Genomic DNA, 22,309 nt, shown 5'->3' with positions numbered 1-22,309 from the left:
GGATGCCACCGACCTTTCGCCGGCCTTGCGGGGCCGGTGTCGCAGCCCCGCGGCGCAAGCCCCACGGCTAGGCCGTCCGCATAGCCTGTCCCCCACTCTTGGTCAGTGGAGAGAGACGTGGAACAGGTATTCGGGCGGGCCGCGAACCCGATCAACAATGTGGGACTGCCGATCAAGCTCGTCTCGGCGATCGTCTTGATCCTCGCCTTCCTCGGCGGTGTCTTCTTCGCCGGCAACCGGGGCATCGACCAGATCGAGCGGCTGTTCCACGACTACCGCGACGTCACCGCGCGCGACATCCTGCTGTCCGATCTGCGCCGGCGGGTGCTGGGCGGGCGGCTGGCCGTGTCCAACTTCGTCGCGGCCGACGGGGATTATCCGCTGGAGCCGGCGGCCGAGGGGGTGGCCGCGATGGTCGCTTCCGCCGACCGTGCCGCCGGGACGACCACCGGAGACGTCGACCTCGACGTCGATCTCGCCAGGGTTCGCGGCCTCACCGGCGAATACGCCGCCCTGTTCGACGATCTGGCCCAGAGCGAGGCACGCTACCGCGCGCTCATCGCCGAGCTCGACGCCAACGCGGAGGCGTTCCGCGTGGAGATGGAAGCGGTGTTGAAGTGGGCCTTCTCGCAAGGTGGGGCGGAGGGCAACCTCGACGTCGCCACCTTCGAGGAGCACGCGCTCCTGGGGGAGGCGGCGACGCTGCGCTTCCTCCTCGGCAACGACCCCGCCCACGCCGACGCCGCCCGCGGCGAGTTCGAGGAGGCGCGCGCAGCCATCGAGCGCTACAGCGCCGCGAACTTCCAGCGAGAGCGCGAGACGAAAGCCTCGGTCGCGGCGCTGGCGACCTTCGAGGCGACCTTCGAGCGGATGGTCCCGGTGCTCACCGAGCGGACCCGGATCCTCAATGCGATGGTCGAGATGGGCCAGTCGATCGTCGCCGACGTGCAGCGCCTCGCCGACCTCCAGGAGGAGGCGCAGAAGGAGATCGACGCGGCCTCGCCCGCCGCCATCGAGGCGGCGAAGAGCATGACGCTGTGGCTCTCCGCCTTGGGGCTGCTCGCCAGCATCGTCGTGGCGGGCGTTCTCGTCGTGTCGCTGGTGCCGCCGATCCGGCGGGTGACGGCCGTGATGAACCGCGTCGCCGCCGGGGACACCGACTTCGAGGTGCGCGAGCGCAACAGCCGCGACGAGCTGGGCCAGATCTGGACCGCCATCGGCAAGCTGCGCATCACCGCACACGAGGCGCTGATGCGCGCGCAGATGATCGAGCAGGTGCCGACCCCGGTCATGATCGCCGATCCCAACGACGACTTCCGCATCACGTTCATGAACACGGCGACGCGCCAGCAGCTGAAGCGGATCGAGCATCTCCTGCCGATCAACGTGGAGGAGATGGACGGCCAGTCGATCGACATCTTCCACAAGAGCGGCCAGCATCAGCGCAAGCTGCTGTCGGATCCGTCGCGGCTGCCCTACACGGCGACGATCAACCTGGGCGGCGAGGAATATCTGACGCTGACGTGCTCGGCCGTGCGCGACAACCAGGACCGGTATGTCGCCACCATGCTCTCGTGGCAGATCATCACCAAGACGGTGAAGAGCACCTCGGTGTTCGAGACCTCGGTGAAGGCCACCATGGAGCAGATGACGTCGACCTTCGGCGGCATGCGCGACCGGGTCCATACCATCGTCGGCGGCGTGGAGGTGACGCAGTCGGAGCTGACGGCGGGGGCGGCGGCCGTCTCCCAGGCGGCGGGCAACGTGCAGATGGTCGCCGCGGCGGCGGAGGAGCTGGCCTCCACCATCACCGAGATCGCCTCGCGCACCACGCGCTCGTCCGACCATGTGGCGCTGGCCGCCAAGAGCACGCGCGAGGTCGCCCTCCAAGCCGAGCGGCTGGCCGAGGCGAGCGCACGCATCGGCGAGGTGGTGGACGCCATCTCCGAGATCGCCGGCAAGACCAACCTTCTGGCGCTCAACGCCACCATCGAGGCGGCGAGCGCCGGCGAGGCGGGCAAGGGCTTCGCCGTCGTGGCGCAGGAGGTGAAGAGCCTCGCCACGCAGACCGCCAAGGCCACCCAGGAGGTCGCCGAGCAGATCGCCGAGATCCAGAGCCAGGTGACGGTCGTCGTAAACGGCATTTCCGGCGCGACCGAGGTGATCGAGGAGATGCGCGACACGTTCTCCAGCGTCGCCGCGGCGGTGGAGGAGCAGCAGACGGCCACGCACGAGATTACGGTCAACGCGCAGCACGCGGCCGTCGGAGTGGAGGCGGCGTCGAAGACGATCGCCAAGGTGGAGCAGCTCTCGGCCGACAACCTCGACGCCGCCAATCGCCTCGCCAGCGCCACCACCGAACTCAGCGAGGCTAACGACAACCTGGGCCGCGAGTCGGATTCCTTCCTCCAGGTGATGAAGGCCGTGTAGCCCCGCGCGCCGGACCGGCGGCCCCCGTAGGCGCGGGGGCTTGAAGCCGGCGCGCGCTTGCGTCACTGCCTCACCATCGCGCCCGGCGTCCTCGGCGGAGTGGGCGGCAGGCGTGAAGAGGCGGGGCGATGATCCTTGTTACGGCGGCGACGGGCCAGGTCGGGAACGCGGCCCTCGTGGGCGTCGCGGCGGCGGGTGTGCCGGTGCGGGCCCTGGTGCGCGAGCCATCGCGGCATGCCTTTCCCGCCGGGGTCGAGATTGCCGCCGGCAGCTTCGAGGACGAGGCCGCGCTGGCGGTCGCCTGCGAGGGGGTCGACGTTCTGCTCCTGGCCGGCAGGGACGGCCCGGACGCCGTCGAGCAGCACCGGCGCGTCCTCGACCACGCGGCGCGGGCGGGCGTTCGGCACATCGTCAAGCTGTCGGCGATCGGTGCCACGGCGGCTTCGCCCGTCGCGCTGATGCGCGAACACCACGCGGTGGACGAGCTGGTGCAGGCCGGTGGCTTCGCCTGGACGTTCCTCGAGCCGCATCTCTTCATGCAGAACCTCCTGCGCATGGCCGAGGCGATGCGCACCGAGGGCCGCCTCGCCGCGCCGATGGGCGAGGGGCGCTACCCATTGGTCGACACTTCGGACGTCGGCACGGCGGCGGCGTCGGTCCTCGTTGATCCCGCCGCGCATGCCGGAAAGGTCTACAGGCTGACCGGCCCCGCCGCCGTCGACTATGCCGAGGTGGCGGCGACGTTCGCCGCGGCCGTGGGACGCGACGTCACCTACGAGGCGGTCTCGCCCCGAGCGTTCGAGGCGCGCCTCCTGGCGGCCGGCGCGCCCGGCTGGCGCGCGTATGACCTTGCCCACATCGCGCAGGCCTATGCCCCGGCCCACAATGCGGTGAGCGACGACCTGCCGTCGCTCCTGGGACGCCCGGCGACGTCGCTCGCGGCCTTCGTCGACAGGCATCGCGCCGCCCTGCGCAACTGACCGGGCGGCGCTCCGGCCGCACCCGGTGGGAGGGCCCCGACGGCTGCGGCCCCGCCTCATCACAGCCTCGGACCACCTTCGCGGTGCAAACCTGTTTTCATGCAAGGTTTGCGACCATGGAGGTCCCGCGATGGGGGCGCTTGAACAGCTCGCCGACGCGCTCGCCGAGTACACCGAACCGGCCGTGCGCCTCTCCGGGGTCGTCAGCGAGGCGACCTCGACCGACCGCTACATGCGCGGCCTCTCCGCGCACGCCGCCCTCGGCGATCAGCTCCTCATCCAGCACCACGACGGCACCGCGCTCGCAGAGGTCGTGCGCATCGACCGGGAGATCGTCACCGCCTCGCCCTACGAGCGGCGCGCGGCGGCCTTCCTGGGCGCGGAGGCGGCCCTCATGGGGCGCTTCGAGCTGCGCCCGGGAGAGGCCTGGCTCGGCCGCGTCGTCGACGCGCTCGGCCGCCCGCTCGACGACGCCGGCCCGCTCGCCAAGGGACCCAAGCGCGCGGTCGACGCCGACCCGCCGAAGGCATTGAAGCGCGCGCCGCTTAACCGTGCCCTGCGCACCGGGGTCAAGGTGCTCGACATCTTCGCCCCCCTCGTCGAGGGCCAGCGGGTGGGCATCTTCGCCGGCTCCGGCGTCGGCAAGTCGACCTTGCTGGGGATGATCGGCGCTGCGGCCAGGTTCGACGTCGTCGTCGCCGCGATGGTCGGCGAGCGGGGGCGGGAGGTGAGCGAGCTGCTCGACGGGCCGCTCGCCACCCATCGCGACCGCACCGTCGCCGTCGTCTCCACCGGCGACGAGACGCCCATGATGCGCCGACTCGCGCCGATGACGGCGATGTCCGTCGCCGAGCATTTCCGCGAACAGGGCCGGCGCGTCCTCCTGGTGGTCGACAGCCTGACGCGCTACGCCCACGCCGCGCGCGACGTGGCGCTGGCGGCCGGCGAGGCGCCGGTCTCGCGCGGCTACCCGCCGTCCGTCTTCGCCGACATGACGCGCCTGGTGGAGCGGGCGGGTCGCACGGCGGGGCAGGGGTCGATCACCGCCGTCTTCGCCGTCCTCGTCGACGGGGACGACATGGACGAGCCCGTCGCCGACACCGCCCGTGGCACGCTGGACGGCCACATCGTCCTCTCCCGCGCGATCTCCGAGCAGGGCCGCTGGCCGGCGGTCGACCCTCTGGGATCGCTCTCGCGCCTCGCCGACAAGGCCTTCCGTCCCGACGAGTGGGAGCTGTCGCGCCGCCTGCGCACGCTGATCTCGCGCTTCGAGGACACGCGCGATCTGCGGCTCCTGGGGGGCTACAAGTCCGGCTCGGACCCGGAACTCGACAAGGCGGTGCAACTGGTGCCGCACGTCTACGACGCTCTGGTGCAGATCCCGACAGACGCTCCATCGGAAGACGCTTTCGCCGAGCTTGCCGCGCTCCTGGCCGCCCGCAACGGCGGCAGCACAGCCGACGCACCATCAGCCTGACACAAGCAGGAACACGCAAAACAGAATGCGTGTCGAGTGGACGGGCATGTCGGCCCGCGAGCGCTAATCGGATCGGCGTGGCGCCAATACGACAAGTCGGGCGCCGATAAAAGGAAAGTCCATGAGCCTCTACAACATTCTTCGCACCGGCGTGTCCGGTATGAATGCCCATTCCTACAAACTGGCCGCCGTGGCGGACAACATCGCCAACGCGAATACGGTCGGATACAAGCGAGCCGATGCGGAATTCTCGTCCCTGATCCTCGAGTCGGGGCCGTCGAACTACCAGTCTGGCGCGGTCACGGCCAACATCCACCACGAAGTGTCGCGCCAGGGGGCGCTGACCTACACGCTCTCCTCGACCGATGTCGCGGTGCAGGGCAACGGCTTCTTCGTGGTCGAAGATCCGAAGGGGGGCCACTACCTCACCCGCGCCGGCTCCTTCGTGGTCGACGGCCAGTCGGGCGATCTCGTCAACGCCGCCGGCTTCGCGCTGATGGGCTTCCCGTCGGTGGACGGGCAGGAGCCGGTCATCACGCTGAACGATACCGCCGGCCTCGAGGTGGTGAACCTCGACTACATGAACATGCGTGCCACCCCCTCGACCACCGGTACCTTCCGCGTGAACCTCGACGAGGGCTCCGACACGATCGACACCGGCACGATGACCACGCCGGGTACCGCCGCCGCCGGCGCCACCACGAGCGACCCGGTGGTCGACGTCGCCTACACGGTCAAGAGCTCGATCATCGCCTACGACGACCTGGGCCGGGCCAAGACGCTCGACGTCTACATGACCAAGATCCAGGACTACGACCCGCTGGCGCCGACCGATCCGCAGTGGGAAGTGGTGATCTACGACCAGTCGACCCGCAACACCGCCTTCGAGGGTGACTTCCCCTACGCCGTGCCGAACCCGCCGCTGGGCGAGCCGGCCGCCAGCGAGGCCTGGGTCGGCAAGGCGATCATGACGTTCGACCCGACCAACGGCTCGATCTCCGCCATCGAGACGTTCGACGAGCAGACCGGCGCGTCCAACGGCGTCACCGTGGTCGACCCCAACAACCCGGACGAGCAGGCGATCCTCTCGCTGGCCCTGCCCGACGCGGAAGACCGCCTCGAGCTGAATTTCTCCGGCACCACCCAGCTCGCCGCCGACTACGAGCCGCTGGAAGTGGAAGTGAACGGCAACGCCCCGGCGACCGTGCAGCAGGTCGGTATCTCCAACGACGGCCGTGTCTTCGCCGTCTACGAGGACGGCTCGGAGGTCGAGTTCTACCGACTGCCGCTCGCCAATGTCCCCTCGCCGGACCAGATGGAGCCGCTCCCCGGCAACGTCTACCGCATCACCCCGCAGTCCGGTGACGTGCGGATCGGCCTGCCGAACGACGCCGGCAACGGGGCGCTGGTGGTCGGTGCCGTCGAGCAGTCGAACGTCGACCTGGCGTCCGAGCTGACCGACATGATCATCGCGCAGCGCGCCTACACCGCCAATTCCAAGAGCTTCATGACGGGCAACGAGCTTCTCGAAGTCCTCATGAACCTCAAGCGCTAAACCGAAAGGGTAGGCCATGAGCCTCGACGTTGCAGCCAACGTTGCGCGACAGGCGATGATCGTCGCGCAGCAGCAGATCTCGATCTCGGGCCGCAACATCGCGGCCGCCGGCGACCCGACCCGTTCGCGGGCCAGCGTCGGCCTGACGACGACCATCGACGGCGGGGTGCACGTCACCAGCGTGCGCCGCGCCGAGGATGCCGCGCTGTTCACCCGCATGATCGCCGCGACCAGCAACACGGCCGAGGCGGACGCGGTGCTGGAGCACATGCTGGTGCTGGCCGACACCGTGGGCGACCCGGAAGACGGAACCTCCGTCGCCGCCCTGATCGGCGAACTGGAAGCCTCCATCGCCGACTACGCCAACGCGCCCGACGATCCCCTCTTCGGGCAGACGGTGATCGAGGACGCGCGCGACCTCGCCGACACGCTGAACCGCGCGGCGAGCGAACTGAACCTGTTGCGCGAGCAGGCCGACCGGGAACTCGCCAACTCGGTCGACGAGGTGAACCGCCTGCTCCTCGAGTTCCAGGCCGCCAACAAGGCCGTCACGAAGGCCTATTCCACCGGGCAGGACCCGACGATGGACCTCGACCGTCGCGACGCCATCGTCGCCGAGCTGTCGATCTACATGGGCATCTCGGTCCTGCAGCGCGAAGGCGGCGACATGGCCCTCTTCACCGACAGCGGCATCACCCTGTTCGACAAGTCCCCGCGCTCGGTCGAGTTCGTGCGGACCCCGGTCTACACGGTCGACACCCAGGGCGGCGTCGTCATGATCGACGGCATGCAGGTCACCGGCCCCGACGCGCCGATGCCGCTGCGCTCGGGCCTCATCGTCGGCCAATCGAAGGTGCGCGACGAGGTGGCGCCGACCTACCGCCTGCAACTCGACGAGATCGCCCGTGCGCTGGAGACGATGTTCCAAGACGGCATCGGCAGCCTCTTCGTCACCGGCGGCGGGCCCGATTATGCCGGCACGATCCGCGTGGCGGCCGGCGTCGACCCGTTCCAGGGCGGCTCGGTGGAGAACCTGCGCGACGGGACCGGCAATCCCAACGGCTACGCCGCCTACTCCGACCGCCTCATGGCGCTGGGCCTCACCTTCACCGACATCCAGGCCTGGGACACCGACGCCGAGCTTTCGGGCTCCTCGACGTTGCAGGAGTTCGCCACCGAATCGGTCGGCTGGATCGAGAAGGTCCGCCTGGCGGCGACCGAGCTGGCCGGTCGCGAGCGGGCGATCCTGGACGGCGCCTCGGATGCGCTCTCGCGCGTCACCGGTGTCAACATGGATGACGAGTACGCCCAGCAACTCGCCATCGAGCGCAACTTCGCCGCCTCGGCGCGGCTGATCACGCTGATCGACGAAATGTTCGATGAGCTTCTGAGGATCTTCTGATGCATACGAACTACGTGTCGACGGCGGCGCTTCGCAATGCGCCGCGCTCGGAGATCGTCCGCCTGCAGTCCGAACTCGCGGACCGGACGATCGAGATTGCGACGCAGCGGCACGCCGACGTCGGCCTCGCGCTGGGGGCGGACACCGGCCGCACCGTGCACACCCGCATGGACCTGTCGCTGATCGAGACTTTGCTGATCTCGAACGGCTCGGCCACCGCCCGCCTCGAGCAGACGCAGACCGCGCTCGCCGACCTCGAGACCATCGCCTCGGAGATGCTGGCCTCGCTGACGGCGCTACCGCCGGGGAACGCCGCCGCCACGACCTTGGCGATCCAGGCCGATTCCTCGCTCGACCGTTTCGCCGATCGGCTGAACGCCTCCGATGGCGGCTCCTACATCTTCGGTGGCCAGCGGACCGACGAGCGCCCCCTGGAGCGGTTCGACAACGGCCCGCAGGCCGCCATCGAGGCCGCCTTCCTGGCGAAGTTCGGCTTCCCCGTCGGCGACCCGTCCGCCGCCACCATCAGCGTGAGCGACATGCAGGACTTCCTCGCCAACGAGTTCGCGGCGGAGTTCGACATGGCGGCCTGGACGGCCAACTGGTCGAACGCGGCGTCCGACAGGATCGTCAGCCGCATCTCGCCGTCCGAGCGGCTGGTCTCCAGCGTGACCGCCAACGAGGACGCGATGCGCACCGTCGCGATGGGCTTTGCGATGATCGCGGGGCTGGGCTTCGAATCGTTGAACCAGGAGGTGCGCAACGCCGTCGTCGCCGAGGCGCGCCTCGTCATGGGCGAGGCGATCACCCAGGTCGTCAGCCTGAAGTCGATGCTGGGCTTCGCCGAGAACGCCATCGGCCACGCCAACGAACGCATGAGCCTGGCGCGCGATATCCTCACCCAGAAGATCGCGGATCTGGAGGGGGCGGACCCGGTCGAGGCCAAGGTGCGCATCGACCTCGTCACGACGCAGATCGAGATGAGCTACGCGCTCACCAACCAGCTCTCGCGTCTGTCCATCCTCAACTACGCGTAAGGAGGGCCTGCTTTGACGGCGAGTATCTATGCGGACGTCTCCCAGGGCTGCAGCGTCCTGGGTCGCGAGCAGGAGTGCGAGGCCTTCGACACGGGCATTGCACTCATGCAGGCGGCTCAGGCCGACCCTGGCAACTTCGACCGCAAGCGAGACGCCGCCCGCCATGTGCAGACCCTCTGGGGTTACCTCATCAAGGACCTGTCACGGCCCGCGAACGATCTCTCCGACGACCTCAAGGGCAACCTGATCTCCATCGGCCTGTGGGTCATCCGCGAGGCCGACGCCATCCTCGGGGACCGAAAGGACGACTGGGCCCCTCTGATCGAAATCAACAAAACCGTGCGCGAAGGACTGGCCACATGAACGCCTCGACCTCCCGACGCTCCCCGCCGGCCGACGAGGGCCGCCGAGAGAGCCCCCGTCCCATGCACATCTCGCTGCGCGCGGGCGAGCGTCTGTTCCTGAACGGCGCGGTCCTGCGCGTCGACCGGAAGGTGACGCTCGAACTGCTGAACGACGCGACGTTCCTGCTCGAAAACCACGTCCTTCAGGTGGAGGACACCAAGACGCCGATCCGGCAGCTCTACTTCGCCGTCCAAGCGATGCTGATGGACCCGGCCAACGCCGCCGCCAGCCGTGCCTTGTTCGAGGCGATGGCGCGGGATGTCGCCGGTATCTTCCGTTCGCAGACACTGAAGAGCGGGATCGAGGAGGCTCTGCGCCAGGTGGCGGCCGAGCGGCCCTTCCATGCGCTCAAGACCCTGCGCAGCCTGTTCGCCGAGGAAGCGGAGGTGCTCGCCGGCGCCTCGGCCTTCGAGGAGCTGCCCCAGCCGGTCGCCGCCCCCGCCGCGCCCGCCAAGAGCGAGACGGAGGAGGACACCGCCTTCGCCGCCGTCGGCGAGCCGCGACGCGCGATCGCCGCCAACCTGCCGTCCCACTGACACCCGACGCGAAGGAGCGACCCTATGGACCCCGTGACCTCGGTGAGTGCGGCCACCAACACCCAGCAGACACAGACCAGCGCCGCGGCCCTCGGCCAGGCCGCCGGTCCGTCCTCGCTCGACTACGAGGCCTTCCTGCGCCTCCTGGTGACGCAGATGCAGAACCAGGATCCGCTCAACCCGATGGACGACACCGAGTACATCGCCCAGCTCGCGACCTTCTCCAACGTCGAGCAGAACATCATCACCAACCAGCGGCTGGAGGCGGTGCTGACCGCGCAGGCGCTGGGTGATGCCGGCGCGCTGATCGGGCGGACGGTGACGATGCCGAGCGGTGAATCGGGCGTGGTGCAGCAGGTGCAGGTCACCGCCAACGGCACGATCGCCGTGATGGAGGACGGCACGAAGGTCACCCTCGGTCAGGGCGCGACGATCAGCTGATGACCGAGGTCGACGCCATCGACATCGTCCAGCAGGCGATCTTCACCGTCATCATCGCCTCATCGCCCGTGGTGGCGGTGGCGATGGTGGTGGGCGTCGCCATTTCGCTGTTGCAGGCGCTGACGCAGGTTCAGGAGATGACGCTGACCTTCATTCCGAAGATCATCGCCATCCTGGTGGTCGCCGCGCTCTCGGCGAGCTTCATCGGCGCGCACATCTATGCGCTGACCGAAGAGGTCTATAACCACATCGTCGTCGGCTTCTGAGACGGTGCCGCGGGGCGCTCAGGCCTCGCGGTAGGCGTGCAGGCTCTCGCGCAGCGCCTCGGCCAGCGCCTGCGTCGCCCGCGAGGCGTTGGGGACCATGCACATGCGGTCCTGGAAGCGGCCGAGCGGGGGTAGGGCGCCGTCGACCCGCTCCAGCCCCGGGTCGACCAGCGCGACCGGCAGCGGGGCGATGGCGAGGTCGGCCTCCACCGCGGCGAGCTGGCCCCAGGCATGGCCCGACGTGACGGCGATGCGGTAGGCGATGCCCGCCGACTCCAGCGCCTCGACCGCGATGTGGCGCCATTGGCACCCCGCGTCGGCGACCGCGAGCGGCACGGGGCGCTTGTCGCGTGCCCGGCCACCTTCCAACCCCACCCAGACGAGCTCTTCGGAATAGACCACCTCGCCCCCGGCCTCGACCGCGCCGGGCGTGTTGGAGACGACGATGAGGTCGACGGTGCGCTTTTCCAGCCGCTCCAGGAGCTGCTTGCTGGGGGCGAGCAGCACCTCCACCTCGACGTTGGGATAACTGCGCGCGAAACGCGACAGGACGCCCGGCAGCAGCCGCGCCCCCCGGTCGTCCGGCACCCCGAAGCAGACATAGCCGCCGATCTCGCGCCCGCGCAGGCGCTCCATGGCCTCCTCGCTGAGATCGAGGATGCGGCGGGCATAGGTGAGAAGCTCTTCGCCCGCGGCGGAAAGCGCCGTGGTCCGGCCGGTTTTCACGAACAGCGGCGTGCCGATGTCTTCTTCCAGCTTGGCCATCTGCATCGAGATCGCGGACGGCGTGCGATGGACGCGCGAGGCGGCGGCGCGGAAACCGCCGAGGTCCGCCACGGCGACGAAGGTGCGCATCAGATCCGTGTTCAGGCCGGCGGCGGGCATCGATCCTCCGAACGGTGAAATTTCAGGCGCGACCAAAGTTTGAGCGTTCAGTTTTCTTGTTCGGACGCATCAAAACTATTCGTTCGACTGAACAGTAGGTCGCGCCCATCTAGCCTGCAACACCCACCATGAATCGGAGGCCATCATGGCAACCAACACGACCTACGCCGGCGCGCGCGGCGGCTCCCTTCTCTCCGCGGTCGCACAGAAGGTGCGTCACGCCTACGCCATCCGTCGGCGCCGGGCCGCGTTCGCGCGTATGCTCGACCTCGACCAGGCGGTCCTCGACGACATCGGCCTGAGCCGTGCCGACATCTACTGGGGCCTGTCCCTTCCGCTCGAGGAGAATGCCGCGGTCGTCGTCCGCAACAAGCGGGCGACCGAGCGTCGGGCCTCCCACTGAGCCCCCGGTGCGGGACGGCCGCGCAGTGAGCCGATCAGCGGCCCTCGAAGTGAGGGGTCCGCTTTTCGGCGAATGCTGCGCGGCCTTCCACGTAGTCGTCGCTGGCATCGGCCGCGTCGACCAGGCGCCAGGCCTCTTCCATCAAGGTCGGCTCGGTGCCGTCCGCCACGGCGCGGACTGAGACCTTCGCCGCCGCCAGGCTGAGCGGCGCATTCTCCGCCAAACGCGCCACAAGGCGCTCCAGCCCCTCGTCGATATCCTCATCCGACAGGACCTCGTGAACGGCGCCCATGACGAAGGCGCGCTGCACGGGAAGCCGTCCCGCCGTCAGCATGACCCAGCGGGCCATCGATTCGCCGAACATGCGGATGAGCCGCGCCACCCCGCGCGGATCGTAGCCGAGCCCCAGCCGCGCGGCCGGCACCATGAAGAAGGCGTCCTCCGTCGCCACCCGAATGTCACACGAGAGCGCCAGCGCCGCACCGGCACCGACCACCGGACCCTCGAGGCGTGCGACCGTCGGCTGGCGGATCGCCTCGATGGCGCGGCAGGACAGCTCCAGCTGATCGTCGTAGACGCGCGCGTTGGTGGCGTCGGACCGGTCGTCGGCGAAACCGGTAATGTCGGCTCCGGCCGAAAACACCTCGCCCCGGCCGCGGAAGACGACGGCGCGCACGTCCGGGTCCGCGCTCACCGACACCGCGAAGTCCTCCAGCTCGCGCCACATCCCCAGCGAGATGGCGTTGCGCCGCGCCGGGTTCACCAGGGTCGCGGTCGCCACCGCGCCATCGCGCGACACGTCGACGTGGGGCATCTCGTCGGACATCTTCTGCCTTTCGCAATTGTTGGCCGAGTGACATCGGCGCTCGGCCGGGAGTAGGGCAAGCGGCGCACTGTGCGCAACTGTGCCGTGTGGGCGGGACCGGCCGCTCGCGGCCCGCCGTGCAACAGCCGCCGGCCCGTGCAGGGTTCGCGGCCGCATGAGGAAGGTGTGCCGGGCGGCAGGGCCGGTCAGGGGATGCGGCGGTAGGCCGTCGGCAGCAGGCCGAGCGCGTTGAGACGGGCGATGGTCTCCGCCAGCGGCTCGATCGCGGTGCGATGATGATAGCCGTTCGCGTGGAGCAGGCGGCTGGGGTCGAGCATGATGCCGACATGGCCGCGCCAGAAGACGAGATCACCGCGCTCCAGGTCCGGCAGCGGATCGTGCGGCAGCCCCTCTCCCAGCTCGCGCGCCTGCATGTCGCTGTCGCGCGGAGCGGTGCGGCCGGCCATCTGCAACGCGAGTTGGACGAGGCCCGAGCAGTCGATCCCCAGCCACGACTTGCCGCCCCACAGGTAGGGCGTGCCGACGAAGGTCTCCGCCACCGCCACCCAGTCCTTCGCCGCGCGTGTGGCGAGGGTGCAGTGCTGTGTCAGCACGTAGCCGCCGGGGGTCTTGTGGAAGTGCTCGTTGCCGTGGCGCTCCATGTCGCCGGCGGCGATCACCGCGCCCATCGGCAGGCGCAGCACCGGAGACACCTTGATCGACGGCTCCGGGAAGACCAACGCCAGCGGCACCGAGATGCGATGCAGCGCCAGGCCCGGCTCCAACGCCACCTCCGGCTCCAACGCCGTATGCTCGACGTAGCCGACATATCGGTCGACGTCGCTCTGCACCCAGCACCAGCCGCCGTCGCGGTCGAACACGGTGACGCGCTCGCCGTAGAGGAACTCGGTGTCGACCGGAGCGTCCGGCGCAGGGTGGCGGCGCAGCGCGACGCACGGCTCGCGGATGCGGCGGACGTCGCCGGTGACGAACCGCTCCGCCTCGACCTTGCCCTTCAGCGCCGCGTCGGCGAGGTCGGGACGGATGGCGTTGCGGCGCGCGTCGAGGGTGCCGCTCACGCGCCGTACCGGACGCCGAGCCAGTGGTAGAGGGCGCGGATCGACTGGGCCTCGCCGCCCTTGGGCCGGCCCGGCCGCGCCTCGCTGTTCCAGGCGTAGAGGTCGAAGTGGACGTGGGCGTGCGCGTCGGCGACGAAACGGTTGAGGAACAGCGCTGCCGTGATCGACCCGGCGAAGGCCTGGCTGGAAATGTGGTTCACGTCCGCCACGTCCGACTTCAGCCACTTGTCGTAGCGCGGCCACAGCGGCAGGCGCCAGACCGGATCGTGGATGTCCTCGCCGGCGACGCTCAGTTCGCGCGCCAGTGCGTCGTCGTGGGTGAACATCGCCGGCATGTCCGGCCCCAGTGCCACGCGGGCGGCGCCGGTGAGGGTGGCGAAGTCGACCAAGAGCTCGGGCGCCTCGGCGTCGGCGTAGGCGAGGGCGTCCGCCAGCACCAGCCGGCCTTCCGCGTCGGTGTTGCCGATCTCCACCGTCAGGCCCTTGCGCGAGCGCAGCACGTCGCCCGGCCGGAAGGCGGCGCCGCCGATGGCGTTCTCCGCCGCGCCGATCAGCACGCGCAGACGGATGGGAAGCTCGGCGTCCATGATCATCTGCGCCAAGCCCAGCGCCTGGGCCGCGCCGCCCATGTCCTTCTTCATCAGTAGCATCGCGCTGGCGGGCTTGATGTCGAGCCCGCCGGTGTCGAACACCACGCCCTTGCCCACCAGCGTCACCTTGGGGGCCGATTCGTCGCCCCATGTCAGGTCGATCAGGAGAGGCGGGCGGCTCGACGCGGCGCCCACCGCGGCGATCATCGGGAACCCGGTCTCGAGGTCCTCGCCGTCGGTGATCTCGACATGGGCGGCGTACTCGCGGGCGAGCGCCTGCGCGGCGTCGGCGAGCTCCGCGGGGCCGAGGTCGTTGGCGGGGGTGTTGATGAGGTCGCGCGTCAGCCCCACGGCCCTGGCGATGCGGCGCACGTCCACCGCGTCGACCCCCTCCGGCGCGACCAGCTTGGCGGTGCGCTCGGGCACGGACTTGTAGCTGTCGTAGCGGTAGAGGCCGAGGAGGAAGCCCAGCGTCGCCGCGGTCGGATCCTTCCAGCCCTCGCCGAGCGCGAAGGTGGCGTCCGGGAACCGCGCGAGGCTGGCGGCGGCGAAGGGGTCCGAATCGTCCCCGGTGCCGACCAGCACCATGGCGAGGCGCCCGGCGACGTCCGGCAGGGCGAGCACCTGGCCTGCGGCGCCGTCAAACCCGTTGGCGGCGGCGAAGGCCGCGTGCTCGCGCGACAGGCGGGCGAGAAATTCTGCGGCGTTGGCTTTGGGGACGGAATGGACCGGTGCCGGCCGCTCCGCTTCATGTCGACCGACGATCATAGGGCGTGTGTTACTTCAGGAGGTCCATCCAAAACCTGATAACATGTCGAGAACCGGGCCTCCAGCCGCCATGATCGCAATCACGACGGCGGCCACCAGCAGCGCGGCGACCATGGGCAGCTCGGTCAAGGCCTCGGCGCGCGGCGGCTTCGCACCACGACGCACTCTCGGCATGTCGGCCCCATTTGCCATGTCCTTGCGACCCTCGTCCGCCGGTTCCATTGCCCACGAACCTCACTGGCTCGTCTTGTTGCCGGGTTAACGTCGGCATTGCAGCGAATTTGACGAGGGTCTTTATCGCGATACGGTAAACCAGTGGTATTCGCGGCCGATCAAGTCGCCTCCGGTCGCGTTCGGGAAGCGTTAGGATTTGCCGCGTCTGCCGCGCCGCCGCGGCCGATCACCCCCGGGAACCGGGCCGATCAGGCCTGCGCAGCCTCGCCCATCACGCGGACGTCGGCCCCGATCACGCGCGGATCGTCGGTGAAGAGGGCGGCGACGTCGCCCGCCCGGTGGGCGAGCACGGCGCGCTGGTTGATGGAGCCTTTGTCGGTCACTTCACCGCGATCGAACGAGAGGTCGACGTCGAGGAACATCGCCGCCATGACCCGCGTCGCCGACCCGGTCGCCTTCGCCGCGAACCGCGTCAGCCGGGCGCCGGCCTCGGCGCGAACCGCCGGATGGGCGATCAGCGCGGCGCGGGAAAGGTCGGCGCCGTCCGGCACCAGCTCGCGCAGCGCGGCGATGTGCGGCACCATCAACGCGGCCAGCCGATCGCGGTCCTCCCCGGCGATCACCACGTCGCTGACGAGGCCGCCCATCGCGTCGACGAACGCGGCCCGCAGCGCGCCGACCGCGACCCAGGTGCCGGTGGCGAGCTTGAAGTTCTCGGCGATGCGCCCGTCGAACAGGAAGCCGCGTGCCGGCTCGCCCGGCACCGCGTAGCGCAGCGCGTCGCCGACCAGGTAGAAGCCCTCCTCGTCGAACGCGCGCGCGCTCATCGCCGGATTGCGCCAGTAGCCGGGCGCGATGTTGGGGCCCTTCAACCGCGCCTCGAGCTTGTCGCCGTGCGGGACGAGCTTCAACGTCACCCCCTGCGCCGGGATGCCGACGTTGCCGGGCCCCGGTTGCGGCTCCATCGAGGAGAGGGCGAACGGGCCGGTCTCCGTCGCACCATAGCCGGCGGAGAGGAGGAGCGGGGCGCCGCGCGTCTCGGCGGCCATCCGGTGCAGGCGGTCCCAGGTGTGCTGCGCCATGCTGGCGGCGGCGTAGACCATCATCTGCAGCCGCGCGAAGAAGGTGCGCCGCAGCGCCGCGTCGCTCTCCATGGCGCCCAGCAACATCTCGTACCCCGCCGGCACGTTGAAGTACCAGGTGGGCGAGATCTCGCGCAGGTTGCGGATGGTTTCGCCGATCCCTTGCGGCGTGGGCTTGCCGGCGTCGAGGTAGTAGGTGCCGCCGTTGTTGAGGACGAGGTAGAAGTTCTTGTTCCCCGCCGCGGTGTGGTTCCAGGGCGCCCAGTCGACGATCACCGGCGGCTCGTCGCGCATGAAGGCGTAGCAGTCGAGCACCATTGCCTGATTGGCGCAGATCACCCGCTGCGTCTGGATCGAGGCCTTGGGCGAGCCCGTGGTGCCGGACGTGAACAGGAACTTCGCCACCGTGTCCGGCCCGACCGCGGCGTGCGCGGCGTCGACCGCGGGCGTTGCCGGCGTGGCGGCGAGCGCGGCGACGTCGAGCGCGGGGCGGTCGGGCACCTCGCCGCGTGTCAGCGCGAGCGGCGTGTCGGGGAAGGCGGCGTCGATGGCGCGGGCGAAGCGGCGCCCGTCGGCGGCGAAGACCAGGCCGGGGGTGAGCTGGCGGGCGATGTCTCGCAGCTTGGCGAAGTCGTCCGAAAGCAGCGAGTAGGCCGGCGACAGGGCCGCCGACGGCACGCCCACATATTGTGCCCCCAGCGCCATCAGCGCGTGCTCGATGTCGTTGCCGGACAGGATCGCCAGCGGCCGCCCCGGCGACAGGCCGAGGGCGAGGAAGGCGGCCCCCAGCGCGCGCACCTTCGCCAGACCGTCGGCATAGGTGAGGACGCGCCAGCCCTCGCCATCGCGCTCGGCGATGAAGGGGCGGTCCGGGGCGAGGGCTGCCCAGTGCTCCAGCCGCTCGGTCATCTTGGCGGGGTAGGGGCCGAGCGGGTCGGCGCGCCAGACGAGCGTGGTGCCGTCGGACCGGGTCTCGTGCCGCACGTCGGGCGACCATGTCCTGAGCGGTGCGGTCGTTGCTGCGGCCATGGCTCTCCCCCTGCGACGTGCCGGTTGCCCCGGCATCGTGGCGGCGCGCCCGTTCGCGGCCGGGGCGCCGGGCGAACGATAATTCGTTATGGGGCGAATACAATGGCGCCTATGGCCGTTCACCCCCTGTGCCGCCGCACCGCGGACGCGCGGTGCGGAGGCGCCAAAATCCTTGTAGATCGGCGTTGCAGTGCGCGAAAATCCCCGCCACCCTGACGCCCACATCGGCGCCGCCGGGCGCCGCATCGACAAGGCCCGCGACTATGGATCGCCGGCCGTTGGAGGAGAGACGACCATGTTGAGAACCGTGCTGGCGGCCGCCCTGTGCCTCGGCCTCCCGGCGAGCGTCGCCGCGCAGGAGGTGACGCTCTCGTTCGCCCACTGGCTGCCGCCGACCCACCCGCTGCAGCCCACCGGCTTCGAGCCGTGGATCCAGTCGATCGAGGACGCCTCCGACGGGCGCATCAAGATCGACATCTACCCCGCCCAGCAGCTCGGCGCCGCAGGCGACCATTACGACATGGCCCGCGACGGCATCGCCGACATCACCTGGATCAACCCCGGCTACCAGCCCGGCCGCTTCCCGCTGCACGCCATCGGCGAGCTGCCGCTCATGATGTCCGACGCCAAGGCCGGCTCGCGCGCGTTCGACGCGTGGTACCGCCAGTATGCGCCGCAGGAGATGAGCGACGTCTACTACTGCATGACGCACAGCCACGACCCCGGCACCTTCCACTCCAAGGATCCGGTGCGGACCCCGGCCGACATCGAGGGCAAGAACGTCCGCCCCGCGCACGCCACGATGGCGCGCTGGGTCTCGCTGATGGGCGGCGCCTCGGTGCAGGTCCCGGCGCCCGAAGCGCGCGAGGCGATCGCCAAGGGCGCGGCCGACATGATCACCTTCCCGTGGGGCTCGATCTTCATCTTCGGCATCGACAAGGAGGTGTCCAACCACCTCGACACGCCGCTCTACGTTTCCAGCCAGGCGATCGTGATGAACAAGGACATGGTCGAGGGGCTGCCGGACGACCTGCGCCAGATCATCGACGACCACTGCACGCCGGAGTGGACCGAGACGGTGGTTTCCGGCTGGGTGGACGCCGAGGCGGCCGGGCGCGACCGCATGATCGAAGAGGGCCACACCCTCTATAAGCCCACCGCCGAGGACCTCGCCAAGTGGCGCGAATCGGCCGCCCCGCTCACGCAGGAGTGGATGGAGGCCGTCAACGCCCGCGGGGTCGACGCGCAAGCCGCCTACGACGGCTACGTCGCCGCGCTGCAGGAGGCCGGGGCGCTGATGGGCGACGACTGACCCGAACGACGCGACACGAACGACGCTGGGGGGCCTCGCCGCGCAGGCGGCCGGCTCCCCGGCGCTCCGTCATGGAACGAAAGGCGGGCCGCGGCCCGAAACCCCTTGTGGCACGCTTGCTTGAACGCTTCTGCGCCGGGACCGAGGCCGTCGCCGGCCTGCTCCTGGCGCTCGTGACCGTCCTCATCGTCGTCTCGGCGGTCGGGCGCTATCTCTTCGCCTTCCCCGTGCCGGACAGCTTCGACCTTTCCCGCCTCCTCATCGGCGCCGCCGTGATGTGGGGTTTCGCCGCGCTCGGCTATCGCGGCTCGCACATCAAGGTGGAACTCTTCGCCGACGCGCTGCCGCGGCCGCTGAAGCGCGTGGTCGACGCGCTCGCCTGGGCGCTCGTCCTCCTCTTCGTCGTGCTGCTGGCGTGGAAGATGTTCGGCCGCGTCGAGAGCGCGTTCCGGTCCGGCGAGGCGACGTTCGACCTGCGCATCGTGGTGTGGCCGCTGATGGGCGTCATCTGGCTCGGCACCGCGGCGGCGGTGGTGACCGTGGGGGCGCGCCTCGGCCTCATCATCGTGCGCGGCGACACGCTCGACCATGCCGAGCGGATCCAGGCGGACGATGAGGCGGTGCGCTGATGGCGAACTCCGACCTCGTCGCCGGCGCCGGGTTCGTCGCGCTCTTCGTCATGATGGCGCTGCGCGTGCCGATCGGCATCGCGATGGGCCTCGTCGGCGTCTTCGGCTTCGGCGCGGTGCGCGGCATGAAGCCGGCCCTCAACCTCCTGACGACATCGCCCATCCGCGTGATCGCCGACTTCAACCTCTCGCTCATCCCGTTCTTCATCCTGATGGGCGTGCTCGCCACCAATTCGGGCATGAGCCGGGAGATGTTCCGGGCGGGTCAGGCGTGGCTCGGACGCTTCCGCGGCGGCCTGGCGCTCTCCACCATCGCCGCCTGCGCGGGATTCGCCGCCATCTGCGGCTCGTCCGTCGCCACCGCCGCGACCATGACGAAGATCGCGCTCCCGGAGATGCGCCGCTTCGGCTACCCGGAGGACGTCTCGTCCGGCGTGGTCGCGGCCGGGGGCACGCTGGGGATCCTGATCCCGCCCTCGGTGGTGCTGGCGGTCTACGCCTACATCACCGAGCAGGACGTCGGCGTCCTCTTCGTGGCCGGCATCATCCCCGGCCTCATCGCGATCCTCTTCTACATGGGCGCGGTGCGGCTCGCCTACCGCAACAAGCTGCCCGAGGGGACGCCCTTCCAGATGCGCGAGGCGGTGGCGTCGCTCTCGGGCATCTGGGCGGTGCTGCTCCTCTTCGTGATGGTGATCGGCGCGATGTACTTCGGCGTCGTGACGCCGACGGAGGCGGCCGCCACGGGGGCGCTGCTGACGATGCTGATCGGCATCGTGCGGCGCCGGCTGGGGCCGCGGCTCATCATGGCGAGCCTCGTCGAGGCGTTGCGCACGTCGGTCGCGATCTACACCATCCTCATCGGCGCGGTGCTGTTCGGCTATTTCCTGGCGATCACCCGCACGCCGCAGAAGATCACGATGTTCCTCACCGACCTCGACGTCGGCGCTTACGGCACGCTCGCGCTGATCCTCGGCTTCTTCCTGCTGGCCGGCTGCATCCTCGACGCGATGGCGATGATCATCCTCCTGGTGCCGATCGTCTTTCCCGTGATCCAGGGGCTGGGGTTCGACCCGATCTGGTTCGGCGTCATCATCGTCGTCACGGTGGAACTGGGGATGATCACGCCGCCGGTGGGGATGAACGTCTTCGTCATCAACACCATCGCACGCGACGTGCCGCTGACGACGATCTTCCGGGGCATCCTGCCCTTCGTCGCGGCGGATATCCTGCGGCTGATCCTCTACGTCGCCTTCCCGGCGATCATCCTCTTCCTACCGTCGACGATGTGAATGTCATGATCGATCCGCCCCGCCTCGCCCATCTCGTCGACCTGCGGGTCGAGCTGGGACCGCCGATGGAGCTGGGGAGCGGGCGGGCGGGCCGGCGACGCATCATCCCCATCCTCGGCGGTACGGTGACGGGGCGCATCACCGGCCGAATCGCGAACCATGGCGCCGACTGGCAGACGGTGTTCGACGACGGCCTCGCCGAACTCGACACGCGCTACCTCGTCGAGACCGACGACGGCGCGCTGATCGAGATCCGCAACTTCGGCTACCGGCACGGGTCGCCGGAGGTGCTGGCACGTCTCGCTGCGGGCGAAAACGTCGACGCCGCGCAATACTACATGCGCACCCATCCGCGGTTCGAGACCGGCGCACCGCGTTATGCCTGGCTCAACCGCACGATCTGCATCGGCACCGGGGCGCGTGAAGCCGCGGCCGTGCGAATGCACGTCTTCGAGGTTCTGTAGGGCGGTCGCCGCCGCGCGGGCCGTCAGTTCACCCAGGTCATCGTCGCGCTGACCTCGCCGAGGGCCGCGGCCGGCTCGTCGTCGACGAGGCCTTCGGCGAAATCGCCCAGATCGCCTGCCATTTCGACATATCCCAGCTCGTCGGCCGCCTTGCGCGCCGAGATGAGCAGCGCCATGAGAAGCTGCATTCGATGCACGTCACTCACAATTGCCTCGCCAGTTGTACGCCATCCTCCATGAGATAGCACCGAAACGTCGGATTGTTTGTGATCTTATGTGTTCGATTGTCGGTTCGGCGAGAGGATTTATGTTGCTGGTTGCTTGGGCGCGCCGGAGTTCATCGGATTCATCCAAGATTTCGGTGGGATGAACGTCAGCATTATTGGGGTGGGGGCGAGTTTTGGCGGATCCCGAGGGCGCGGACGGCATTATCCTTCAGGATCAGCGGGTGTACCTCCTCGCGGAAGCCCGCGTCCTTGAAGTCCGCGATCCACGCATCCGGGGTGATGAGCGGGTAGTCCGTCCCGAACAGCATCTTGCGCTTGAGCTGCGTGTTGGCGAATTGGACGAGCTGCGGCGGAAAGTATTTCGGCCGCCAGCCCGACAGGTCGATGTAGACATTCGGCTTGTGCAGGCACACCGACAGCGCCTCGTCCTGCCACGGCCACGACGGGTGGGCGATGATGACCGTCATGTCGGGAAAGTCGGCCGCGACGTCGTCGAGGTGCATGGGGTTGGAGTACTTCAGCCGCAGCCCCCCGCCGCCCGGCATGCCGGTGCCGATCCCCGAGTGGCCGGAGTGGAAGAGCGCCGGCAGCTTGTGCTCGGCGATCACCTCGTAGAGCTTGTAGGCGAGCGGGTCGTTGGGAAAGAAGCCCTGAAGGGTGGGGTGGAACTTGAAGCCCCGGATGAGCCCGGCCTCGATCAGCTCGCGCGCCTCGCGCACGCCCATCATCCCCTTGTGCGGGTCGATGGAGGCGAAGGCCATCATCATGTCCGCGTTCGCCGCCGCGGCCTCGGCCACCTCGAGGTTGGAGATGCGGCGGTTGCCGATGGTCGATTCGCTGTCGACGCAGAACATCACCAGCCCGATCTTCCGCGCGCGGTAATGCGCGATCGTGTCGGCGATGGTCGGCCGCTCGCCGACCTTGAAATATTGCGTCGCCGCGTCCTCGTAGGGCTGCCAGAAGGTGTCCGCCGGCTGGCGGCAGGAGCGCTCGGCGTGGGTGTGCACGTCGATGGCGACGAGATCGTCGATGTTCATGGGC

General features: G+C 69.5%; 23 protein-coding genes. 15 read left to right on the top strand and 8 right to left on the bottom strand.

Annotated features, from left to right (window positions below):
- The first annotated feature begins 117 nt into the window (after positions 1-117).
- The 10 genes from MRB58_RS01670 (at position 118) to MRB58_RS01625 (ending at position 10,529) form a co-directional block, all read left to right on the top strand.
- Positions 118-2,430: a methyl-accepting chemotaxis protein gene (locus MRB58_RS01670; protein WP_244779907.1), complete on the top strand. Its 2,313-nt coding sequence runs from the start codon at positions 118-120 to the stop codon at positions 2,428-2,430.
- A 128-nt stretch (positions 2,431-2,558) separates the two neighbouring features.
- Positions 2,559-3,410 carry an NmrA family NAD(P)-binding protein gene (locus tag MRB58_RS01665; protein WP_244779906.1) on the top strand — a complete coding sequence of 284 codons (852 nt, stop codon included), beginning with the start codon at positions 2,559-2,561 and terminating at the stop codon, positions 3,408-3,410.
- A 130-nt stretch (positions 3,411-3,540) separates the two neighbouring features.
- On the top strand, positions 3,541-4,887 hold the full coding sequence (locus tag MRB58_RS01660; protein WP_244779905.1) for a FliI/YscN family ATPase: 1,347 nt from the start codon (positions 3,541-3,543) through the stop codon (positions 4,885-4,887).
- Positions 4,888-5,008: 121 nt separating this feature from the next.
- Complete coding sequence (locus MRB58_RS01655) at positions 5,009-6,442, top strand: flagellar hook protein FlgE (protein WP_244779904.1); 1,434 nt, start codon at positions 5,009-5,011, stop codon at positions 6,440-6,442.
- 16 nt (positions 6,443-6,458) lie between these two features.
- Positions 6,459-7,844, top strand: a complete 1,386-nt coding sequence (flgK, locus tag MRB58_RS01650) for a flagellar hook-associated protein FlgK (protein WP_244779903.1) — start codon at positions 6,459-6,461, stop codon at positions 7,842-7,844.
- A complete protein-coding gene (locus tag MRB58_RS01645; RefSeq protein ID WP_244779902.1) occupies positions 7,844-8,881 on the top strand; it encodes a flagellar hook-associated family protein in 1,038 nt (345 codons plus the stop codon). Before flgK ends, MRB58_RS01645 begins: the two co-directional genes overlap by 1 nt.
- Positions 8,882-8,893: 12 nt before the next feature.
- The gene (gene flaF / locus MRB58_RS01640; RefSeq protein ID WP_244779901.1) at positions 8,894-9,244 is read left to right on the top strand and encodes a flagellar biosynthesis regulator FlaF; all 351 of its coding nucleotides are present in this window, start codon (positions 8,894-8,896) and stop codon (positions 9,242-9,244) included.
- Positions 9,245-9,306: 62 nt separating this feature from the next.
- Positions 9,307-9,822 (top strand): flagellar biosynthesis repressor FlbT, encoded by a 516-nt coding sequence (gene flbT / locus MRB58_RS01635; RefSeq protein WP_244779900.1) that lies wholly within the window; start codon positions 9,307-9,309, stop codon positions 9,820-9,822.
- Positions 9,823-9,846: 24 nt separating this feature from the next.
- Positions 9,847-10,263 (top strand): flagellar hook assembly protein FlgD, encoded by a 417-nt coding sequence (flgD, locus tag MRB58_RS01630; RefSeq protein ID WP_244779899.1) that lies wholly within the window; start codon positions 9,847-9,849, stop codon positions 10,261-10,263.
- Positions 10,263-10,529: a flagellar biosynthetic protein FliQ gene (locus MRB58_RS01625; protein WP_244779898.1), complete on the top strand. Its 267-nt coding sequence runs from the start codon at positions 10,263-10,265 to the stop codon at positions 10,527-10,529. The genes flgD and MRB58_RS01625 overlap by 1 nt, the downstream gene beginning before the upstream one ends.
- Positions 10,530-10,547: 18 nt before the next feature.
- On the opposite strand, the gene MRB58_RS01620 is transcribed toward MRB58_RS01625, so the two are convergent.
- Positions 10,548-11,414 (bottom strand): LysR substrate-binding domain-containing protein, encoded by an 867-nt coding sequence (locus tag MRB58_RS01620; protein ID WP_244779897.1) that lies wholly within the window; start codon positions 11,412-11,414, stop codon positions 10,548-10,550.
- 145 nt (positions 11,415-11,559) lie between these two features.
- On the opposite strand from MRB58_RS01620, the gene MRB58_RS01615 reads away from it, so the two are divergent.
- Positions 11,560-11,817, top strand: coding sequence for a DUF1127 domain-containing protein (locus MRB58_RS01615; protein WP_244779896.1), 258 nt, complete (start codon positions 11,560-11,562; stop codon positions 11,815-11,817).
- Positions 11,818-11,851: 34 nt separating this feature from the next.
- Here the strand turns inward: MRB58_RS01615 and MRB58_RS01610 are convergent, their stop codons facing one another.
- The 5 genes from MRB58_RS01610 to MRB58_RS01590 form a co-directional block, all read right to left on the bottom strand.
- A complete protein-coding gene (locus MRB58_RS01610; protein ID WP_244779895.1) occupies positions 11,852-12,643 on the bottom strand; it encodes an enoyl-CoA hydratase/isomerase family protein in 792 nt (263 codons plus the stop codon).
- A gap of 185 nt (positions 12,644-12,828) precedes the next feature.
- Complete coding sequence (locus MRB58_RS01605; protein ID WP_244779894.1) at positions 12,829-13,701, bottom strand: NlpC/P60 family protein; 873 nt, start codon at positions 13,699-13,701, stop codon at positions 12,829-12,831.
- Complete coding sequence (locus tag MRB58_RS01600; RefSeq protein WP_244779893.1) at positions 13,698-15,059, bottom strand: M17 family metallopeptidase; 1,362 nt, start codon at positions 15,057-15,059, stop codon at positions 13,698-13,700. The genes MRB58_RS01605 and MRB58_RS01600 overlap by 4 nt, the downstream gene beginning before the upstream one ends.
- Positions 15,060-15,074: 15 nt before the next feature.
- Positions 15,075-15,281, bottom strand: a complete 207-nt coding sequence (locus tag MRB58_RS01595; protein ID WP_244779892.1) for a hypothetical protein — start codon at positions 15,279-15,281, stop codon at positions 15,075-15,077.
- 200 nt (positions 15,282-15,481) lie between these two features.
- Positions 15,482-17,344 carry a feruloyl-CoA synthase gene (locus MRB58_RS01590; RefSeq protein ID WP_244779891.1) on the bottom strand — a complete coding sequence of 621 codons (1,863 nt, stop codon included), beginning with the start codon at positions 17,342-17,344 and terminating at the stop codon, positions 15,482-15,484.
- A 295-nt stretch (positions 17,345-17,639) separates the two neighbouring features.
- On the opposite strand from MRB58_RS01590, the gene MRB58_RS01585 reads away from it, so the two are divergent.
- From MRB58_RS01585 to MRB58_RS01570, 4 genes are all read left to right on the top strand, one after another.
- Complete coding sequence (locus MRB58_RS01585) at positions 17,640-18,656, top strand: TRAP transporter substrate-binding protein (protein ID WP_244779890.1); 1,017 nt, start codon at positions 17,640-17,642, stop codon at positions 18,654-18,656.
- A 107-nt stretch (positions 18,657-18,763) separates the two neighbouring features.
- On the top strand, positions 18,764-19,285 hold the full coding sequence (locus MRB58_RS01580) for a TRAP transporter small permease (protein ID WP_244779889.1): 522 nt from the start codon (positions 18,764-18,766) through the stop codon (positions 19,283-19,285).
- Positions 19,285-20,577: a TRAP transporter large permease gene (locus MRB58_RS01575; protein WP_244779888.1), complete on the top strand. Its 1,293-nt coding sequence runs from the start codon at positions 19,285-19,287 to the stop codon at positions 20,575-20,577. The genes MRB58_RS01580 and MRB58_RS01575 overlap by 1 nt, the downstream gene beginning before the upstream one ends.
- 5 nt (positions 20,578-20,582) lie before the next feature.
- Positions 20,583-21,041: a DUF3237 domain-containing protein gene (locus tag MRB58_RS01570; RefSeq protein WP_244779887.1), complete on the top strand. Its 459-nt coding sequence runs from the start codon at positions 20,583-20,585 to the stop codon at positions 21,039-21,041.
- A gap of 23 nt (positions 21,042-21,064) precedes the next feature.
- Here the strand turns inward: MRB58_RS01570 and MRB58_RS01565 are convergent, their stop codons facing one another.
- Positions 21,065-21,229, bottom strand: a complete 165-nt coding sequence (locus tag MRB58_RS01565; protein ID WP_244779886.1) for a hypothetical protein — start codon at positions 21,227-21,229, stop codon at positions 21,065-21,067.
- Positions 21,230-21,420: 191 nt separating this feature from the next.
- Positions 21,421-22,305 carry an amidohydrolase family protein gene (locus MRB58_RS01560; protein ID WP_244779885.1) on the bottom strand — a complete coding sequence of 295 codons (885 nt, stop codon included), beginning with the start codon at positions 22,303-22,305 and terminating at the stop codon, positions 21,421-21,423.
- Positions 22,306-22,309: the final 4 nt, after the last annotated feature.

This window comes from Acuticoccus sp. I52.16.1 (assembly GCF_022865125.1).
Lineage (GTDB): Bacteria > Pseudomonadota > Alphaproteobacteria > Rhizobiales > Amorphaceae > Acuticoccus.
This window is presented reverse-complemented; position numbering and strand designations above follow the sequence as displayed.

What these genes read in the sequence shown, in the direction of transcription:
- MRB58_RS01560 (WP_244779885.1), bottom strand. Translation starts at nt 22,305, where the DNA reads ATGAACATCGACGATCTCGTCGCCATCGACGTGCACACCCACGCCGAG.
- MRB58_RS01590 (WP_244779891.1), bottom strand. Translation starts at nt 17,344, where the DNA reads ATGGCCGCAGCAACGACCGCACCGCTCAGGACATGGTCGCCCGACGTG.
- flgK (WP_244779903.1), top strand. Translation starts at nt 6,459, where the DNA reads ATGAGCCTCGACGTTGCAGCCAACGTTGCGCGACAGGCGATGATCGTC.
- MRB58_RS01575 (WP_244779888.1), top strand. Translation starts at nt 19,285, where the DNA reads ATGGCGAACTCCGACCTCGTCGCCGGCGCCGGGTTCGTCGCGCTCTTC.
- MRB58_RS01615 (WP_244779896.1), top strand. Translation starts at nt 11,560, where the DNA reads ATGGCAACCAACACGACCTACGCCGGCGCGCGCGGCGGCTCCCTTCTC.
- MRB58_RS01595 (WP_244779892.1), bottom strand. Translation starts at nt 15,281, where the DNA reads ATGGAACCGGCGGACGAGGGTCGCAAGGACATGGCAAATGGGGCCGAC.
- MRB58_RS01660 (WP_244779905.1), top strand. Translation starts at nt 3,541, where the DNA reads ATGGGGGCGCTTGAACAGCTCGCCGACGCGCTCGCCGAGTACACCGAA.
- MRB58_RS01645 (WP_244779902.1), top strand. Translation starts at nt 7,844, where the DNA reads ATGCATACGAACTACGTGTCGACGGCGGCGCTTCGCAATGCGCCGCGC.
- MRB58_RS01585 (WP_244779890.1), top strand. Translation starts at nt 17,640, where the DNA reads ATGTTGAGAACCGTGCTGGCGGCCGCCCTGTGCCTCGGCCTCCCGGCG.
- MRB58_RS01655 (WP_244779904.1), top strand. Translation starts at nt 5,009, where the DNA reads ATGAGCCTCTACAACATTCTTCGCACCGGCGTGTCCGGTATGAATGCC.
- MRB58_RS01620 (WP_244779897.1), bottom strand. Translation starts at nt 11,414, where the DNA reads ATGCCCGCCGCCGGCCTGAACACGGATCTGATGCGCACCTTCGTCGCC.
- MRB58_RS01625 (WP_244779898.1), top strand. Translation starts at nt 10,263, where the DNA reads ATGACCGAGGTCGACGCCATCGACATCGTCCAGCAGGCGATCTTCACC.
- MRB58_RS01565 (WP_244779886.1), bottom strand. Translation starts at nt 21,229, where the DNA reads ATGCAGCTTCTCATGGCGCTGCTCATCTCGGCGCGCAAGGCGGCCGAC.
- flbT (WP_244779900.1), top strand. Translation starts at nt 9,307, where the DNA reads ATGCACATCTCGCTGCGCGCGGGCGAGCGTCTGTTCCTGAACGGCGCG.
- MRB58_RS01665 (WP_244779906.1), top strand. Translation starts at nt 2,559, where the DNA reads ATGATCCTTGTTACGGCGGCGACGGGCCAGGTCGGGAACGCGGCCCTC.
- MRB58_RS01610 (WP_244779895.1), bottom strand. Translation starts at nt 12,643, where the DNA reads ATGTCCGACGAGATGCCCCACGTCGACGTGTCGCGCGATGGCGCGGTG.
- flgD (WP_244779899.1), top strand. Translation starts at nt 9,847, where the DNA reads ATGGACCCCGTGACCTCGGTGAGTGCGGCCACCAACACCCAGCAGACA.
- MRB58_RS01570 (WP_244779887.1), top strand. Translation starts at nt 20,583, where the DNA reads ATGATCGATCCGCCCCGCCTCGCCCATCTCGTCGACCTGCGGGTCGAG.
- MRB58_RS01600 (WP_244779893.1), bottom strand. Translation starts at nt 15,059, where the DNA reads ATGATCGTCGGTCGACATGAAGCGGAGCGGCCGGCACCGGTCCATTCC.